Source organism: Embleya sp. NPDC055664 (genome assembly GCF_053618075.1).
On record NZ_JBSHGZ010000002.1, the window covers coordinates 410,004 to 425,933 of the forward strand.

The 15,930-nt window shown below is 73.5% G+C and carries 18 protein-coding genes; 12 read left to right on the forward strand and 6 right to left on the reverse strand.

Features of this window, described 5'->3' with window-relative positions; genetic code table 11:
* Positions 1-2 precede the first annotated feature (2 nt).
* Positions 3-746, reverse strand: coding sequence for an SDR family NAD(P)-dependent oxidoreductase (locus ACWGR4_RS04965; RefSeq protein WP_380000618.1), 744 nt, complete (start codon positions 744-746; stop codon positions 3-5).
* A 138-nt stretch (positions 747-884) separates the two neighbouring features.
* Here ACWGR4_RS04965 and ACWGR4_RS04970 point away from each other — a divergent pair, with 138 nt between their 5' ends.
* From ACWGR4_RS04970 to ACWGR4_RS04980, 3 genes are all read left to right on the forward strand, one after another.
* Positions 885-1,403 (forward strand): GNAT family N-acetyltransferase, encoded by a 519-nt coding sequence (locus tag ACWGR4_RS04970; protein WP_380001135.1) that lies wholly within the window; start codon positions 885-887, stop codon positions 1,401-1,403.
* A complete protein-coding gene (locus ACWGR4_RS04975; protein WP_452133046.1) occupies positions 1,400-2,491 on the forward strand; it encodes an acyltransferase domain-containing protein in 1,092 nt (363 codons plus the stop codon). The genes ACWGR4_RS04970 and ACWGR4_RS04975 overlap by 4 nt, the downstream gene beginning before the upstream one ends.
* Before the next feature lie 61 nt (positions 2,492-2,552).
* A complete protein-coding gene (locus tag ACWGR4_RS04980) occupies positions 2,553-3,356 on the forward strand; it encodes an APH(3') family aminoglycoside O-phosphotransferase (RefSeq protein ID WP_380000622.1) in 804 nt (267 codons plus the stop codon).
* On the opposite strand, the gene ACWGR4_RS04985 is transcribed toward ACWGR4_RS04980, so the two are convergent.
* Positions 3,329-3,607 carry a DUF4240 domain-containing protein gene (locus ACWGR4_RS04985; RefSeq protein ID WP_452133045.1) on the reverse strand — a complete coding sequence of 93 codons (279 nt, stop codon included), beginning with the start codon at positions 3,605-3,607 and terminating at the stop codon, positions 3,329-3,331. The two genes, ACWGR4_RS04980 and ACWGR4_RS04985, sit on opposite strands and share 28 nt — an antisense overlap.
* A 30-nt stretch (positions 3,608-3,637) precedes the next feature.
* Complete coding sequence (locus ACWGR4_RS04990) at positions 3,638-4,270, reverse strand: TetR/AcrR family transcriptional regulator (RefSeq protein ID WP_452133044.1); 633 nt, start codon at positions 4,268-4,270, stop codon at positions 3,638-3,640.
* Positions 4,271-4,413: 143 nt separating this feature from the next.
* On the opposite strand from ACWGR4_RS04990, the gene ACWGR4_RS04995 reads away from it, so the two are divergent.
* From ACWGR4_RS04995 to ACWGR4_RS05015, 5 genes are all read left to right on the forward strand, one after another.
* A complete protein-coding gene (locus tag ACWGR4_RS04995) occupies positions 4,414-5,307 on the forward strand; it encodes a Vgb family protein (RefSeq protein WP_452133043.1) in 894 nt (297 codons plus the stop codon).
* Between the two features lie 237 nt (positions 5,308-5,544).
* A complete protein-coding gene (locus tag ACWGR4_RS05000) occupies positions 5,545-5,721 on the forward strand; it encodes a hypothetical protein (protein WP_380000631.1) in 177 nt (58 codons plus the stop codon).
* A 54-nt stretch (positions 5,722-5,775) separates the two neighbouring features.
* Positions 5,776-6,513 (forward strand): hypothetical protein, encoded by a 738-nt coding sequence (locus ACWGR4_RS05005; RefSeq protein ID WP_452133042.1) that lies wholly within the window; start codon positions 5,776-5,778, stop codon positions 6,511-6,513.
* On the forward strand, positions 6,510-7,439 hold the full coding sequence (locus ACWGR4_RS05010) for a DUF6895 family protein (RefSeq protein WP_380000635.1): 930 nt from the start codon (positions 6,510-6,512) through the stop codon (positions 7,437-7,439). The genes ACWGR4_RS05005 and ACWGR4_RS05010 overlap by 4 nt, the downstream gene beginning before the upstream one ends.
* Positions 7,436-8,446, forward strand: coding sequence for a serine hydrolase domain-containing protein (locus ACWGR4_RS05015; RefSeq protein WP_452133041.1), 1,011 nt, complete (start codon positions 7,436-7,438; stop codon positions 8,444-8,446). The genes ACWGR4_RS05010 and ACWGR4_RS05015 overlap by 4 nt, the downstream gene beginning before the upstream one ends.
* 89 nt (positions 8,447-8,535) lie before the next feature.
* On the opposite strand, the gene ACWGR4_RS05020 is transcribed toward ACWGR4_RS05015, so the two are convergent.
* The gene (locus tag ACWGR4_RS05020) at positions 8,536-10,227 is read right to left on the reverse strand and encodes a dihydroxyacetone kinase family protein (RefSeq protein WP_380000639.1); all 1,692 of its coding nucleotides are present in this window, start codon (positions 10,225-10,227) and stop codon (positions 8,536-8,538) included.
* Between the two features lie 217 nt (positions 10,228-10,444).
* Positions 10,445-10,789 (reverse strand): S26 family signal peptidase, encoded by a 345-nt coding sequence (locus ACWGR4_RS05025; RefSeq protein WP_452132917.1) that lies wholly within the window; start codon positions 10,787-10,789, stop codon positions 10,445-10,447.
* Positions 10,790-10,911: 122 nt separating this feature from the next.
* On the opposite strand from ACWGR4_RS05025, the gene ACWGR4_RS05030 reads away from it, so the two are divergent.
* Entirely contained in the window at positions 10,912-11,373 is a 462-nt protein-coding gene (locus ACWGR4_RS05030; RefSeq protein WP_452132918.1) for a hypothetical protein, read from the forward strand.
* A gap of 61 nt (positions 11,374-11,434) precedes the next feature.
* On the opposite strand, the gene ACWGR4_RS05035 is transcribed toward ACWGR4_RS05030, so the two are convergent.
* Positions 11,435-12,238: a hypothetical protein gene (locus ACWGR4_RS05035; protein ID WP_452132919.1), complete on the reverse strand. Its 804-nt coding sequence runs from the start codon at positions 12,236-12,238 to the stop codon at positions 11,435-11,437.
* Positions 12,239-12,320: 82 nt separating this feature from the next.
* On the opposite strand from ACWGR4_RS05035, the gene ACWGR4_RS05040 reads away from it, so the two are divergent.
* Genes ACWGR4_RS05040 through ACWGR4_RS05050 form a run of 3 tightly spaced genes read left to right on the forward strand, consistent with a single transcriptional unit; the run spans position 12,321 to position 15,812 of the window.
* Positions 12,321-13,271, forward strand: a complete 951-nt coding sequence (locus ACWGR4_RS05040; protein ID WP_452132920.1) for an antibiotic ABC transporter ATP-binding protein — start codon at positions 12,321-12,323, stop codon at positions 13,269-13,271.
* Positions 13,268-15,232: a caspase family protein gene (locus ACWGR4_RS05045; protein WP_452132921.1), complete on the forward strand. Its 1,965-nt coding sequence runs from the start codon at positions 13,268-13,270 to the stop codon at positions 15,230-15,232. Before ACWGR4_RS05040 ends, ACWGR4_RS05045 begins: the two co-directional genes overlap by 4 nt.
* Positions 15,138-15,812: a hypothetical protein gene (locus ACWGR4_RS05050; protein WP_452132922.1), complete on the forward strand. Its 675-nt coding sequence runs from the start codon at positions 15,138-15,140 to the stop codon at positions 15,810-15,812. Before ACWGR4_RS05045 ends, ACWGR4_RS05050 begins: the two co-directional genes overlap by 95 nt.
* The last annotated feature ends 118 nt before the right edge of the window (positions 15,813-15,930 follow it).

Here is a 15,930-nt window from a genome sequence, read left to right on the forward strand (position 1 = left end):
GCTCAGCGCGGCAACCGCCGCCACAGCGCCCGAGGCAACACCCGCATCCCGGCGAACACCGGCCGCAGCGTGCCCGGCACCCACACCTCGCCCCGGCCCCGCACCAGCGCCCGCACCGTCGCGTCCGCCACCTGTTCCGGCGTGCTGGACAGCGGCGCCGGCGACATGCCCTGGGTCATCCGTCCGACCACGAACCCCGGCCGGACCAGCAACAGCCGTACCCCGCTGCCCGCGAGCGCGTCGGCCAGACCACTCGCGAATCCGTCCAGACCGGCCTTGGCCGAGCCGTAGACGTAGTTCGCCCGCCGTACCCGGACCCCGGCCACCGACGAGAAGACCACCAGCCGGCCGTGCCCCTGCGCGCGCAACACGGCGGCGAGATGGGTCAGCACGCTCACATGCGCGGTGTAATCGGTGTGCACCACCGCGACCGCGTGCGCCGCGTCGACCTCGGCCCGGCGCTGGTCGCCCAGGATGCCGAACGCGGTGACCACGACGTCCAGGGCCCCGTGCCGGGCGATCACGTCGTCCAGCATCGGCCGATGCGTGGCCAGATCGTCCGCGTCGAACTCGACCCGGTCCACCCGCCGGGCGCCGGCTTCGAGCAGCCGCGCCTCCTCGTCGTCGAGGTCGTGACTGCGCCGCGCCGCCAGCACGACGGTGCGCGCCCCGCGAGCGATCAGCCGCTCCGCGACCGCCACCCCGATCTCACTGCGGCCTCCGAGGACCAAAACGGTTCCACTCACGGGCACAGTCTGCCGGATTCCCGGCCCGGGCCCGCTCCCCGTACTCGCCGCCGACTCAATAGCCTTGTCCGCGTGACGCCGAACCCGAACCCGAACCAGGCCGCGCGCACCGACCCGGCCCCGGACCCCCGACCCGTCGTGCTGCGCGGAGCCGAGGCCGCCGCGTCCGCGGCCGAACCGCTGCGGGCGATCCTGGCCGAGCTGATCCGCGCCGGCGCCGCACTCGGCTGGGTGGATCCGCCGGACCTCGCCGAGGTGGGCGACCTGCTCACCGGCCTCGCCGAGGCGCAGCGGTCGGGCGACGCCGCGCTGCGGTTCGCGTACGCGGGCGAGGAACTGCTCGGGTTCGGCTACTGGCGGCGCTACACCCGGCCGACCCATCGGCCCAACGCCGACCTGGAGAAGCTCGCGGTGGCGCTGCCCGCGCACGGCCGCGGCATCGGCCGGCGGCTCACCGAGGCATTGCTCGACGACGCGCGGGCCGCGGCGGTCGAGATCCTCACCCTCGATGCCCGGGGCGACAACGTCGGCGCGCTGCGGCTGTATCGCTCGCTCGGCTTCGTCGAGTACGGCCGGCTGCACGACTTCGTCGCGGTCGGCGCGCGCCGCTACGACAAGTACTTCTACTCGATCGACCTGCGCGCTTCCGTCGCGTGATCGGCCGCCCGCGGGGCCGCCGGGCCGCGGCCGGCGCGGAGCCGGGTCGCCCGCATCCGCAATCACCACCGGCCGCGCCCACGACGGTGCCGGACACCGCGGCGCTGCTGCGCGCGGACGCGCCGGCGGCGGCCTGGGTCGCGGCGTTGACCGCGGCCGAGGCCGACGGCCGGATCGAGGTCGAGTTGCCCGCCGGCGAGCGGCTCGCCGCGGTGCTCCTGGACCTGTCCGTCCCGCACGAGGACGTCAACGAACTGCTCTCCGCCCGGTCCGTGCTGCTCGCCGATCCGGTGCTGCGCGAGCTGTTCGAACGGGCCGTCCGGGTACTGGTGGCCGACATGGGCACGCCGACGCGGCGCCGCCCCTTTCCGCCGCTGCCGGCGGCGTCGGGCGTGGCGGGCCGGTGGTTCCACGTGTACGTGTACGTGGCCGCGCTCCCGCACGTACTGGCCCACCACCACGGGCTCGGCATCCCGCCCGAGGTGTCCCGCCGCACCCTCGCCGACCTGGGCCGGCACATGGCGCTGCATCGGCGCAGGCACGGCTCGGGCGGGCTGAGCGCGCGGCACTGGCCGGGTTACCACTTCCGCGGCGAGCTGTACCAGCTCGGCCGGCTCCAGTTCCAACGTTCGACGATGCGCGAGAGAGCGGCGGCGAGCGCCAGGGCGCTCGGGCTCGACCACGGGCCCGAGGACCCCGCGCTGGAGCTGCACATCCCGGATTTCCTCGGCCCGATGTCCCCGGCGGCGTGCGACGAGTCGTTGGACCTCGCCCGCGCGTTCTTCCCGCGCCACTACCCCGGCGAGCGCTACACGGTCGCGGTCTGCGGTTCGTGGCTGCTCGACCCGCAGTTGCGCGAGTACCTGCCGCCCGAGTCCAACATCATCCGCTTCCAAAGCCGCTTCCACCTGTACTCGGACCCGACCGGCCCCCAGCCGGACGACACCGCCCCGATCGGCTTCGTCTTCGGCAACCCCGACCTACCCACCACATCCCTCCCCCGGAACACATCCCTACAACGCGCAATCGCCGACCACCTACACACCGGCCGCCACTGGCACGTACGCACCGGCTGGTTCACGTTGTGACCCTCTCGCATCCGGAAAAATCCGCCGGCGCGCGACCGACGTTCCGGGCGAGGATGCCGGGATGAGGGACGATCTTCGACGTCGCTTCGCGGCGTACACCCGGGAACCGGTCACCGACGGCATGTCCGGGGCGGGGGTGTACCGACTGCGCGGCCGTGGCGGCGAGGAGCTGTATCTCAAGATCGGCACGCCCAACGGGCACCCGGATTCCGGCTTCCACGTGTCCGCTGAGGTGGCCCGGGGCACCTGGGCGGCGAAACAGGGGCTGCCGGTCGCCGAGATCCTGGACCACGACGTGGACGACGCCGGGGGTTGGCTGCTCACCCGGGCCGTGTCCGGCCGCTCGGCCGCCGACCCGTGGCCCGCCGAGCAGCGCGACGCGGTCGTGGACGCGCTCGCCGACCTGGCCCGCGACCTGCATCGACTGCCCGTCGCCGACTGCCCGTTCGACCGCACACTCGCGGTCACCGTGCCGGCCGCCGAGCAGGCGATCGCGGCCGGCCTGGTCGATCTCGACGACGTCGACGAGGAACGGGCGGGCCGCACCGGTCCCGAACTGCTCGCCGAACTGCTCGCGACAGTCCCACCCACCGAAGACCTGGTGGTCGGCCACGGCGACTACTGCCCGCCCAATGTGCTCCTCGACCCGGACACCGCGCGGGTCACCGGCCTGATCGACCTCGGCCGCCTGGGTCGCACCGACCGCCACGCCGACCCGGCTCTGCTCACCCGCAGCCTCCTCGACGACGACCACGGCCAGTACTCCCCCGAGCACACGGCCCGCTTCCTCGCCCGCTACGACCCCGACAACACCCTCGACCCACAACGCTTGCGCTTCTACCGCCTACTCGACGAGTTCTGCTGACCCCGCCCCTGGGCGATCAGCCCCGCACGGAAGTCCATGAAGGCGTCGTCGGAGCAGCCGCCCCCGATCAGGTAGGCCGCGGCCCACAGGTCCCATAGGTAGAGCGCTTCGCGCGCCTCGCGAAACCGATCGTCGTAGTCGAGGACCCGCTCCGGCGGGTGCGCGGCGAGTATGTCGACCAGTGCCGGCGCATACGGCCCGTCGGCCGCCCGGGCGATCTCCACGAGGGTCCGGAATTCGTCCGTGTCCATGGCGCGGCACTATGACCGTCGGTGCCGACATCAGGGCGGGTCGGTGGGTTCGGTGGCCGGGGGGTTTCGGACGAAGACTCCGGCGCGGGCCGCTGCCTCGGCTGCGTCGGCCGCGCGGCGGGCCTGGCCGGCGTCGACCGGTTCGCGCGTGATGAACAGGCGGTAGTACAGCGCGCCGACGGCCGTGCGCACCACCTCGCCCGCATCGGTGCCCACCGGCAACTCCCCGCGCCCGACCGCCCGTTGCACCACCACCTCGGCCTGGGCGAGTCGACCGACCAAAAAGCCGTGCAGCGCCGCGCCCGTGGTCGGATCCCGCACCGCCGCTCCCACGAGGGCCCGAGCGATCGGCCCGCGCCCGGGGTCCTCGAAACCCGACACCACCATCGCGGTGATCGCCCGCAGATCGTCGCGCAGCACACCGGTGTCGGGCAGCGGCCACGGCTCCTCCGCCGCGAGGTCGAGCGCGTCGGCGGCCAGCCCGGCCGCGTTGCGCCAGCGCCGGTACACCGTCGTCTTGTGCACCCCCGAGCGCACGGCGACCGCCTCCACGGTCAACCCGTCGAAGCCCTTGTCCGCCAATTCGGCCAGCGTCGCCCGCCGCACCGCGTCCCGGGTCCGCGCGGTGCGCCCCCCGGGTCGCGCCTCACCCACACCACTCACCCGACACCCCAAAAGCAACCCGGTTGCATTAGCAACGCTCCATCCGTCATACTCATACTAACGCAACAAGGTTGCATTTATCTGCCAGTCGGCATCCGCCGGCAAGCATCCGCCCGCGTCGCACCGAACGAGAGAAGGCCCGGATGACCACCCCCGCCGCGATCACCGGACTCGCGGTCGCCGACCGCGAGTCCGGCCCGTACTCGATCACCGTCGGCCCGGACGGCGCCCTGTGGTTCACCCTGGTGCACGCCGGTCGCATCGGCCGACTGGACCCCGCCGACGGGCAGACCACGATCCACGATCTCGGCCACCCGACCTGCGGCCCGACCGTGCTGGTCGCGGGCCCCGACGACGCGCTGTGGTTCACCGAGTACAAGGCCCACCGCATCGGCCGCATCACCCCGACCGGCGCGGTGACCCACTTCGACCTGCCCACCGCCGATTCCGGGCCGTACGGGATCACCCGCGGCCCCGACGGCGCACTGTGGTTCACCGAGACCGCCGCGAACCGCATCGGCCGGATCGACCCGACCGGCGCGGTCACCACGTTCGACCTGCCGATCCCGGCCGCGTTCCCGTCGGCGATCACCACCGGCGCCGACGGCGCGCTGTGGTTCACCCTCAACGCCGCCAACGCGCTCGGCCGGATCACCACGACCGGCGCGGTGACCGTATACCCGCTGCCCACCCCGGGCGCGGCCCCGGTCGGGATCGCGGCCGACCCCGACGGCTCGGTGTGGTTCACCGAGATCGGCGCGGGCGCGATCGGTCGCCGCACGGCGACCGGCGAGTTCACCGAATTCCCGCTGCCGGACCGGGAGTCTCGCCCGCACGCGGTGGCGCTGGACGCGACCGGCCACTGCTGGTTCACCGAATGGGCCGCGAACCGGGTCGGCCGACTCGCCCGGGAGGGCACTCTGACGGAGTACGACTTGCCCGGCGTCGCCGCCGAACCGCACGGCCTCACCCAGGGCCCCGACGGCGCGATCTGGGTCGCCCTGGAGACCGGCAGCCTGGCCCGCATCGAGCCCTGAATCACCCGAAAACCGCTGGTGAACGCCGATTCACCGGCCCGATCCGCCGCCCCCTCCCGGATCCGACGCGACGCCGAACACGCCCCCCGTGCGCCCCAACACGCGCCCGCGCACGCTAAATGAACCGCAGCCGACACCAATCACGAAATGGTGCAAAGCCTCACAAAAAGTGCCTATGGTCGATGAGCACGGGGCATCGCCGAGCCCGGCGATGAAGTCACGAAGAGGGAGCACCCGATGCTTACTCAGCACGTTCGTCAGGCCACGCCGGTCCACGCCGGCACTGTCGCGACGCTCATGATCGAGGAGGAGACGACCATCAGCGACGCCCCGCTGTTCGTGCCGGAAGACTTCGGCGTCGGCGTGCTGCTGGCCGGCCTTCTGCTGTCCCCGAAGCCCCCGAAGGAGCGGTGACCCGGACGAGTTGTCCGTGACACCACCGGTTCCGACGGAAAGTTGATCTCCACCATGCCCTTCGCCGGCACCTCGCCACACGAGGACTACACGGCGGCGGTCGAGCGAGTGGCAGGCCAGGCCCTCGGCGTCCTCATGGACGCCGGGGGCGCGGTCGTCCCCGCCGGATTCGCCGCCGACGACCTGCACGCGGCACAAACCCGCGACGCCGACGCCGACTTGCCCGGCCTGCGAGTCCTGGGTTCGGACGCGCTCGCCCCCCACGTCCTGCGCGACACCCCCGTCCCGACCGATCGGGCCGAGGCCGCCGCCAGGGCGTTCGCCGTCTTCCCGCCCGACGCGGTGGGCGCCTCGCCCGACACCGCGTGGATCGTCACCTGGCGCGACTGGGCGACCGCCCGCACCCTGACCCGCTTCGGCCTGACCGTGGACGTACCCGTCCCCGGCGACGGGGCCCAGGTCGCCGACGCGTCGTCGTGGCAGACCTGGTCGGTACGCATGGCCCAACTGTCCTCCCTGGCCCTGCCCGGCCTGGACGGCCCCATCCACACCGCCGCCCGCGAGGGCGCCGAGGCCCTGTCCCGGGGGCTGGTACGGGCAATGTTGCGCCGCGACTACCGCACCGCCGCCCGGATCGCCCGCTGGCTCGCGTGGGTGGCCGCCGACGGCATCGCCGTACCGCTCGACCTCGCGCCGCTGCTGCGCCACGTCCGGCTGTTCGGCGGCGGCAGCACCCGTACCGTGCTCGACACCCGCATCGCCCAACACGTGACCGGGCTGGAGGGCTCATGAACGCCGACGTGCTCAAGACCGCGCACACCATCGGCTCGCGGGCGTTGCGCTGGCTGCACGACAACGCCGAGTTCGGCACCCTGCCCACGCACACCATCGTCGACTTCAACGACCGCGACGGCGCGTACAAACCGCTCGGCGAGACCGCGCTGGCCACCTCCCTGATGTTGCGCGAGGGGGTCGCCGGACCCGGCGACCTGGCCACCGCGCGCAGCCTGATCGACTTCGCCTGGGAGCAGTTCCAGTCCGGGAACTTCCTCTACGAGCGCCAAGTGCGGCATCCGCTGATCACCGATCCGCTGGAGACGTACGCGCATTTCACCCGAGCCGGCCTGCGGCACGAGCAGATGGACCGGTTGCAGGAGCACCTGGCCGAGTTGCGCTCGGTACACGGCATCGAACTGATGCCCAACCGACGGCTCGCGGTGGCCAACGCAAGCCGCGTCGCCGGAGTGAACCGCCGCTTCGACTGGCCCGCGCTCGCCGCCGACACCTGGCTGGGCATGACGCCCGAGCCGTGGGTGATCGACTGGATGACCGCGTACTGCATGACCCACACGGTGTTCCACCTCACCGACTGGGGCGCGCATCCCGAACTGCTGCCCGCCGACATCCGTGACTATCTGCGGATCTGGCTGCCGGTGTGGGTGGACATCTGGGCCGAGGTCGCGCAGTTCGACCTGGTCGGCGAGTTGTTGGCGGTCGACGCGTGTCTGACCGAGCCGGTCTGCGACGCGCAGGGCTGGGAGCGGCTCGCGGCGGCGCAGCGTGAGGACGGGCTGCTGCCGCGCGACGCGGACCCGATCGACGAGGACCCGAAGCAGGCGTTCAAGGACCACGAGCACACCGCCGTGGTGGCGATCGTGGCCGGCACCATCACGCTGGCGCGCTCCCTGGGCACCGCGCCGGCCCCCGTACCCGCGTGAGCGAGTCCCCCGCACGGTTGTTGGCGCCGCTGCTGCGGGCCGTGCCCGCAGCAGGCGCGCTGGTCGTGGGCACGGTCCGGGCGGGCGAGTCGTCGGTGGTGAGCCGGGGGCCCGCGGTGGACGCCGACTCCCGGTTCGAACTGGGCTCGGTGACCAAGACGTTCACCGCGCTGTTGCTGGCCGACGCCGTGGCGCGCGGTGAGGCCCGGCTCGACGATCCGCTGATCACCTACCTGCCGCTCGGCGCCCGGCCGCGCTGGTCCTCGGACGTCACACTGCTGCATCTGGCCACGCACACCTCCGGGTTGCCCCGGCTGCCGCCCGGCACACTGCGCACGGCGGTGCCCGCGTGGTATTCGAACCCGTACGCGGGCTACACCGAGCAGCGCCTGTTCGCCCTGCTCGGCCGGACCCGACCGCACGCCCGGCCGGGCACCCGGGTGCACTACTCCAACCTGGGTGTGGCACTGCTGGGACACGCGCTCGCGCGCGCCGCCGGCATGCCCTACCCGGACCTGGTGGTGGCTCGGCTCGGGGTGCCGCTGGGGCTGACGATAACCACGTGCGACCCGAACGGGCCGCAGGTGACGGGGTATCTGCGCGGTCGGCCCCGGCCGCCGTGGGACATGCCGGGACTGCCCGCGGCGGGGGCGCTGCGCAGCAGCGGAACGGACGTGACCCGGTATCTGGCCGCGCACCTGGATCCCTCCGGGGTGCAACCCGCCTCGCTCGCCCGCGCGTTGGTCGACGTGCGGCGGCCCCGACTGATCTGCCCCGACGGCGGTGATCGGTTGTGCCTGGTGTGGAACCTGCGGGTGCGCCGGGGGCACGATCTGATCTTCCACGCCGGCACGACGCGCGGGTTCACCTCGTTCCTGGGCTTCAGCCCGCAGACCGGAGTGGGGCTCGCCGCGCTGGTGAACCGGTCGGCGGGGGCTCGCGGAGTCTTCATCCAGGTCGCGTACGACACGTTGCGGGCGCTCGCGGACGACGCCGGAGCGGGCTGAACCCTCCCCCACGCTGAACCCTCCCCCACACCGGGGCGAGCCGATACGTCGACCGCCGCGGCCCGGATCCGGGCCGCGGCGGTCGTGCGTCATGCCCTCTCGTCCTCCGCGTCCAGGGCGTCGGCGACCGCGCGGAGCCAGATCACCACGGCCTCCGCGCCCGGGTCGACCGTGCCGATCGCCCGGTCGCCGAGGTAGCTGCTGCGGCCCCGGCGGGCGCTGTGGGTCGCCGTCTCCTCGGTGCCGGCGGCGGCCGCGTCGATCGCCTCGGCCAGGCTCGCGCCGCCGACCAGCGCCTCGCCGGCGGGCACGAGGGCGTCCAGCATGGTGCGGTCGCCGACCCGGGCGCCACCGAGTTCGCCGACCGCCCGAGCGCCCGCGGCCAGCGCCTCGCGCCACCCGTGCGGTGACGGGTCGGCCTCCACCGCGCCCGCCGCGCGCAGCAGGAGCACCGAGTACAGCGGCCCTGAGGTGCCGCCGAGGGCGCGTCGTACGGTGTCGGCGAGCCCGCGCAGCACGGCGGCCGGGTGGCCGCCGCCGTAGCCGGGCAGCTCGCGCCGGACGGCCTCGGCGCCGCGGGCCAGGCTGATGCCCAGGTCGCCGTCGCCGACGATCCGGTCCAGCTCGGTCAGGTGCGGCTCGGCCTCGGTCAGCGCCGCGCACGCGGCCTCGACGGCGCGGGTGAGCGGGGTCGGCTCGGTCAGCGCGGTGCCGGCGTCGGCGGTGCCGGGAGCGGGGGCCGCCGGCAGCACGGTGACCTCGCCCACCCGGCCCGCCACCGGCGTCGGCCACGCGGGCGCGGAGGTCGCCGCGTCGAGGCGGGCGAGCCGGGCGTCGTCGACCCGGAGCAGGGACAGCGAGACGCCGGCCATCTCCAGGGCGGTCAGGAACGAGCCGCGCCAGGCCCGCTCCAGGACCAGACCCCGGCCGGCCAGGTCCCGCACCGCGCCGCGCAGCACGATGTCCAGTTCCATGGTCGGAGTGCCGCCGAGGTTGTTGACCAGCAGCGCGACCCGGTCGCCGGCTTCGAGGCCGGTCTCCGTCACGATCCGGTCCAGGAGTTCGGCCACGAACGTGTCGGCGGGCGCGATCTTGTCCCGGCGTACCCCCGCCTCGCCGTGAATGCCCAGGCCCAATTCGACCTCGTCCTCGCCGAGTTCGAAGCCCGGCTGCCCGGCGGCCGGCACCGTGCACGGGCTGAGCGCGACGCCCATCGTGCCGATCGCGCGGGCCGCCGCCTCGGCCTCCGCCCGGACCTCGGCCAGCGTCGCGCCCGCGTCCGCCGCCGCTCCCGCGACCTTGTGCACGAACACGGTGCCGGCGATACCGCGCCGGCCGGCGGTGCCCTCCCCCGCGGCCAGCGCCACGTCGTCGGCGACCACCACCACCTCGACCGCGATCCCCTCGGCCCGGGCCAACTCGGCGGCGAGGCCGAAGTTGAGCCGGTCGCCGGTATACGACTTGACCACGAGCAGCACCCCGGCGGGGCCGGCGACGGTGCGGATCGCGGCCAGGATCGTGTCGGTGGCCGGCGAGGTGAACACGTCCCCCGACACGGCGGCGGTCAACATCCCGGGCCCGACGTATCCCGCGTGCGCGGGCTCGTGGCCGGCGCCGCCGCCGGAGATCACCGCGACCCGGCCGCTCTGCGCGTACGCCCGCGCGTCCGCGCGCAACGCGACGTTCGCGCCGTCGAGCAGGGCGATGCCGGGGTTGGCCAGCGCCAGCCCCTCCAACATCTCGGGGACGACGTCGCGGGCGGAATTGATCAGCTTCTTCATGGCTGCATCTCTACCTGGCCGCGCCGCGGACGAATCCACCGGGTCGTCCCGAATCATGGGCAACCGGACGGGCGGTACACGCGTGTCGATCATCGGGACCGAAGGTCCCGGGGCGCGGTGGATCGCCGTCCGGCGGTCGTACCGCCCGGCCCGTGGCGGGAGTGGTTCCTCCTCAGGACTTCCGCCACGAGCCGGACTCCGGTCGGTGCGGCGGCACTCACCCGTCCGCCGGCACCGACTCGCGGATCTTGCGGCCGGCGCCCGGACGCGGTACGCCGTCCACGGACACACAGATTCCGTAGACGCGGGCGTACGAGGTCCAGCCGTTGGTCCGGCCACGATTGTTGCTGATCTGGACGCGCGAACGGGTGACATCCAGTGCGGAGACCAGGTGCAGGTACATCTTTCCCGCGACCCTGGCCAAGACGATGTCCCCGAGAGTGAGACGGGCCGGGTCCACCGGCGCGACGGTCACGAGTTGACGACTGCGAATAAGCGGGGCCATGGAGGTCCCGCGCGGGCGAAACTCGACGGTGGCGCCGCGCGCCACCTTGGCGGCCATGCTGTCCATCATTCCCATCGCGGAACAGGATGACGGATGAACGCCGAACCGGCCACGGGTTTTTTTCGCCCGCCGGCCGGCCCGACGAACCAACCCTCGACGACCCACCCGAAAGGCCCCGGATGAGCTCCCGACCGCACCACTACCGATTCGCCCACGTGGTCTTCCGCTCGATCGCGCTGCGCAACGCCGCCGGGCTGCTGGCCGCGCCGCTCGACGAACTGAACGCGCGCACCGCGGACCTGTGGGTCGGCGTCGGCGGCGAACTGCCCGAGGGGCAGCGGCTGCCCGCCGACGGACTGGCCCTGTCGCACGTGCCGCTGGGCACGGGGACCGCCCTGCTGGTGCGCTTCCCGCCCGCGCTGCATCCGCCGGAGGCGCACTTCGCCCTGCTCCTGGGGCCGGATGTGGTGGGCGAGCCGCGCTACTTCGTCCTGGAGGAGAGCCTCGACATGTTCACCCGGGCGCGGGTCACGGTGCTCGGCGCCTGGAACGCGGACACCCATCTCAACCTCGGCCCGGGCCCGGTCGCGGAGGCGGACGCCTTCGTGGCGGCGGTCGGGGCGCGGGTGGGGGTGGGGTAGGGCGGTGGGCGTCGGGGCGGTCGGCGAAGGGGCTTTTGGCGCGGGTTCGCCTTCGTGCGGGTCAGCGGGCCGGGCGGTCGGCGGTGGTCGCGCGCCAGGGGGCGGTCAGCGCGTCCCGGTCGGCGGCGGACATCAGGTGGGGCGCGCCGAGCGCCATCGCGGCGTGCAGCAGGGGAGCCAGCGCGTTTGACCACGGCTCGGCCATCACCTCCTCGCTCTCCCCGTCCTCCTCGTCGTACACCGTCTCGAACGCCGTCGGGCCGCCGCGTTCGCGCGCCGCGGCCCGAATCGCGGCGGACACCGCCAGGAACCCCTTGCCGATCGGCGACTCGGCCGGTCCGTCGCCGGGGATGGCGAGGGTGGCGGAGTGGTCGCGGTCGAGGTGGGGCGCGGCGTTCGGCTCATCGGCGAGCCAACGATTCCAGGCCGCGCCGTAGCGGGCGGCGGCACCCGGGATCGAGGCCGCGGCGAGCCGGGCGGCGGTCTGCGGGGTGAGCGCGCGGGCCGCGGCGAGGACGTCCACCACCGCTGCGCCGTGCGGGCCGAACAGCGCGGACGCGGGCAGTTCGGCGAGCACGTCCACTGTGAACGCCCGGATGTACTTGGCGGGTTGGCGCAGCGCCTCGTTGGCCTGCGTCAGCGCCGCGCGCTCGGCGTCCGTCTCGGGCGGGGTCACCGCGACCCGGTACAGCCGGCCCGGCCACCCGCCGACGATCACGCTCGACAATTCCCGGTCGACCACGATGCACGGCGGCTCGAAGTCCGCCTTGGCGATCCGGCGCCCGACGGCCGCGCCGGCCATCGGCCCGGGGCACGCCTCGCGCACGAAGACGAAGCCTTCCTCGGGAGGGTCGGTGCGGATCATCGGCCCAGCGTAGCCCCGGCTTTCGGGCCACCGGCCCCACGCCGCCGGCTAGGCTTGCCGCAGACATCAGGGGGAGGGGTCCGTGACCAAGGTCGTTTTTGTACACGGCGTCGGCAAGCAGTACCTGAGCGAGGACTCGCTCGCACGTGACGTGGTGCCCGAACTGCGGGGCGGAACCCGGCTGGCCGACGGGCCGGTGCCGACGGCCGAGGAGGTCGGGGTGGCCTTCTACGGCGACCTGTTCCGGCCGGCGGGGACCCGGTCGGCGGGCGACGAGCCCTTCGACGCGGCCGACGTGGTGGACGACGACGAGTTCGACCTGCTGATGGCGTGGTGGGCGGAGGCCGCGCGGGTCGATCCGGGTGTGCCGGGCCCGGACTCCGGCGGTACGCGCGGTGTGGCCGGCGCGGCCGGCTCGCGGGCGGTACGGCTGAAGGCGGTGCGGGCGGCCCTGGACGCGTTGACCGGCGCGCGCTTCCTGACCGGCGTGCTGGACCGGGCGCTGATCGGCGACCTGAAGCAGATGGTCCGCTATCTCACCGACGAGGACATCCGGGCGCCCGCCCGGGCCCGGGTCGCGGCGCGGATCACCCCTAAGACCCGGGTGGTGGTGGCCCATTCGCTCGGGTCGGTGGTGGCCTACGAGACGTTGTGCAACACCTCGCACCGGGTGGACACCCTGGTCACCCTGGGCTCGCCGCTGGGGATGCGCGCGTTGGTACACGCCCGGCTGCGACCGGCCCCGATCGAGGGCATGGGGTGGTGGCCGCAGGGGCTGCGGGCCTGGACCAACGTCGCCGACTCGGGCGATGTCGTCGCCGTGGTGCGCGAGTTGCGGCACACCTTCGGCGAGCGGGTGCGGGACGTGGTGGTCGACAACGGCAGCCACATGCACGACGCGACGCGCTACCTGACGGCGGTGGAGACGGGGACGGCGATCGTGGCCGGGTTGCGCGCGGACGAGTCGGACCGGTTCGACGCACGGGCCGAGGCGCTGCGGTGGGCGGCGGGCGGCACCGGGTCGGGCGAGTGAGCGAACCGCGCCGATATCTGGTCGCGGCCGGGACACGGCACTATCGCGAACTCGGCGAACTGCGCGGCGCGCACCGGGATGTCGGGCGGATCGTGGACCTGTTCGGGGCGATGGGCTACGAGCGGGTACTGACCGAGGTGTCACGCGACCCGGACGCGGACGAGTTCGAGAACGCGCTGGCGGACTGGTGCGCGGGCGGCGGGTTGACGGCGGGTGATGTCGTGGTCGTGTACTACGCCGGCCACGGCGACCCGCCGATCGCCGGCCCGTATCGGCCGGCCTGCGCGGGCTCGGTGGCGACCCGACCGCGCACATGGTTGTCGTTGGAGAACCTGGCGGCGATCCTGGCCGAATCGCCGGTCCGTGACGTGCTGTTCATTGTCGACGCGTGCCATGCCGGTCTCGGCGCGGACGAACTCGGCGCGGTGACGGCGGCGTTCGCGGCGACCCGGGGACGTGGCGCGGAACCCGGTTCGGGGACGTGGGTACTCGCGTCGGCCCGTCGTCGGGAACTCGCGAGCGACGAGGGCCACTTCGTGACCGAGCTCGCCCGCGCCCACACGGCGGGCGACGGAGCCTCGCAGCGCCGGCTGTCCCCCGCGCTGCTCGCCGACCGGATCAACCGGGCCTTCGTCACCGCCGGGCACGCGCAACGCGCCGTATGCTCCGTCACCGACCAGTCGATCCAGCCCCCGTTCTTCCCGAACCCGGCCTTCGACCCGGCGGCGGAGATCGGACCGGACGGCCGGGCGGAGGGCGAAGCCTCCGACCTGACCGCCCACTTCGAGCCACGCGGACGCGGCGTGGAGCACGTCCACGACCCGGGCTCGTACTTCACCGGCCGCGCACACGCCCTCGACGTGGTCCGCACCCGCCTGGCCGGCCCGGGCGGACGCGGACCGCTGGCCGTCACCGGCGCGCCCGGCTCGGGCAAATCGGCGCTGCTCGGCCGGATCGTACTCGAAGGCGACACCTCCGGCGGCGCACCCCCGATCGACGTGTCGATCAACGCCCGGCACCAGACCATCGACGCGCTGATCGGCCGCCTGGCCGGCGCGGCGGACGTGCGCGCGTCGAGCGTGGACGCGCTGTTGGCGGCGCCGGCGGGCCGGCGGGCGCCGTATCGCGTGGTGGTGGACTCGCTGGACGAGGCGGGCCCGGGCCACGACATCGTCGAGGCGCGCCGGATCGCGTGGGAATTGCTGCGGCCACTGGGCGACGTGCCGTGTTTGCGGTTGGTGGTGGGGTCGCGGCGCGAACTGCTGAGCGACTGGTGCAAGCACGCCCCGATCGTGGACCTGGACACCGACGCCTACGCGGACGACACGAGCGTCGCCGACGTGCGGTCGCCGTACACGGACGCCCCGGACACGGCGCGCGTCATCGCACAGGCGGTGGCCCGACGGGCGGGACGCTGCTTCCTGGTCGCCCGGATGACGGCAAGCGCCCTGCTGCGGCAGGAGCCGGTGGACGTGCGGACATCGGGCTGGGCCGACGCAACTCCCCTCCGACGTCGACGGCGCGTTCCGCTCCTACCTGGAGCGCCTACCCGCGACCCGCCGCGCCACCGCGTTGACCCTGCTCACGACCCTGGCCTTCGCCGAGGGCCACGGCCTGCCCCGCGCGGGCGTATGGACGGCGGTGGCGTCCAGGCTGTCGGGCGCGGCGGTATGCGAGCGCGACATCGACGAATTGGTGGACGAGGAGGGTTCCTATCTCACGATGGTCGACGTGGGCGAGCATCGGTACTTCCGCCTCTATCACCAGGAGTTGACGGACCACCTGCGCGGAAGGGCGCCGGCTGCCCGGAGCATGGTGGACATCCAGGCGTGCTTCGTCGCCGCGCTGTTGAGCCTGGTGCCTCCCTTGCCGGACGGCATGGGCCCGAACTGGGACAATACGGAGCCCTATGTCCGCTACCACCTGGCAACGCACGCGGGAGCGGCGGGCACCATCGGTGAACTGATCACGGATCCGGCGTTCGTCCTGGCCGCCGGCCCTCTGGATCTGCTGCGAGCCGTTCGACGCGCCCGGGGGAACTCGATGGTGCCGCTGGTGGTGGAGCGGTGCGCGGAGGTGTTGCGGAAGCGGGAGCAGGATCGGGCCGCCCATCTGGCGTTCGTGGCCCGGGCGACCGGCGAGCACGAATTCGCGGACCGGGCCCTGGCTTTGTCGACGTCCGTGGAGCGGGTGTGGATGGAGCCGCGGTCGGTGACACCGCATCAGGTGATCGGGCACCACGGCACAGGGGGGTTCTCGGTCGACGAGATCGACGACAACTGGTGGATCGAGGAACTGCGGCCCCGGAATCGCTCCTTGGTGTTGGCGCTCCCGCCCGCGGCGACGTGCCTGCATGTATGGGTCCCGGGCGACCCGTCCGCGGCCAGGACTCTGCCGCATCCGAACGAGATACTCGCCGCCGCGGCTTTCGCGGACGCGCACGATCGACCCACGGCGGTCACTCTCGACGACCAGGGCCAAGTGCGGACATGGAACGTCGACGACGCGACATGGCGTCCGTGCGCGGACAACCCCGGCTAGGGAGATCCGTCGGCCTCTCCCGTAGTTCTGGTCGATGGCCTCCGTACCCGACCCGACCTCGACATCGCCGAGAATTCGAGGGGGGAGACCTTCCTCGCACTCGTAGAGGAGAGAGGGA

Bases quoted from the DNA above. Each gene is read 5' to 3' on its own strand.
- ACWGR4_RS04980 (WP_380000622.1), top strand. From the start codon at position 2,553: ATGAGGGACGATCTTCGACGTCGCTTCGCGGCGTACACCCGGGAACCG.
- ACWGR4_RS04985 (WP_452133045.1), bottom strand. From the start codon at position 3,607: ATGGACACGGACGAATTCCGGACCCTCGTGGAGATCGCCCGGGCGGCC.
- ACWGR4_RS04995 (WP_452133043.1), top strand. From the start codon at position 4,414: ATGACCACCCCCGCCGCGATCACCGGACTCGCGGTCGCCGACCGCGAG.
- ACWGR4_RS05000 (WP_380000631.1), top strand. From the start codon at position 5,545: ATGCTTACTCAGCACGTTCGTCAGGCCACGCCGGTCCACGCCGGCACT.
- ACWGR4_RS05005 (WP_452133042.1), top strand. From the start codon at position 5,776: ATGCCCTTCGCCGGCACCTCGCCACACGAGGACTACACGGCGGCGGTC.
- ACWGR4_RS05010 (WP_380000635.1), top strand. From the start codon at position 6,510: ATGAACGCCGACGTGCTCAAGACCGCGCACACCATCGGCTCGCGGGCG.
- ACWGR4_RS05020 (WP_380000639.1), bottom strand. From the start codon at position 10,227: ATGAAGAAGCTGATCAATTCCGCCCGCGACGTCGTCCCCGAGATGTTG.
- ACWGR4_RS05025 (WP_452132917.1), bottom strand. From the start codon at position 10,789: ATGGCCGCCAAGGTGGCGCGCGGCGCCACCGTCGAGTTTCGCCCGCGC.
- ACWGR4_RS05030 (WP_452132918.1), top strand. From the start codon at position 10,912: ATGAGCTCCCGACCGCACCACTACCGATTCGCCCACGTGGTCTTCCGC.
- ACWGR4_RS05035 (WP_452132919.1), bottom strand. From the start codon at position 12,238: ATGATCCGCACCGACCCTCCCGAGGAAGGCTTCGTCTTCGTGCGCGAG.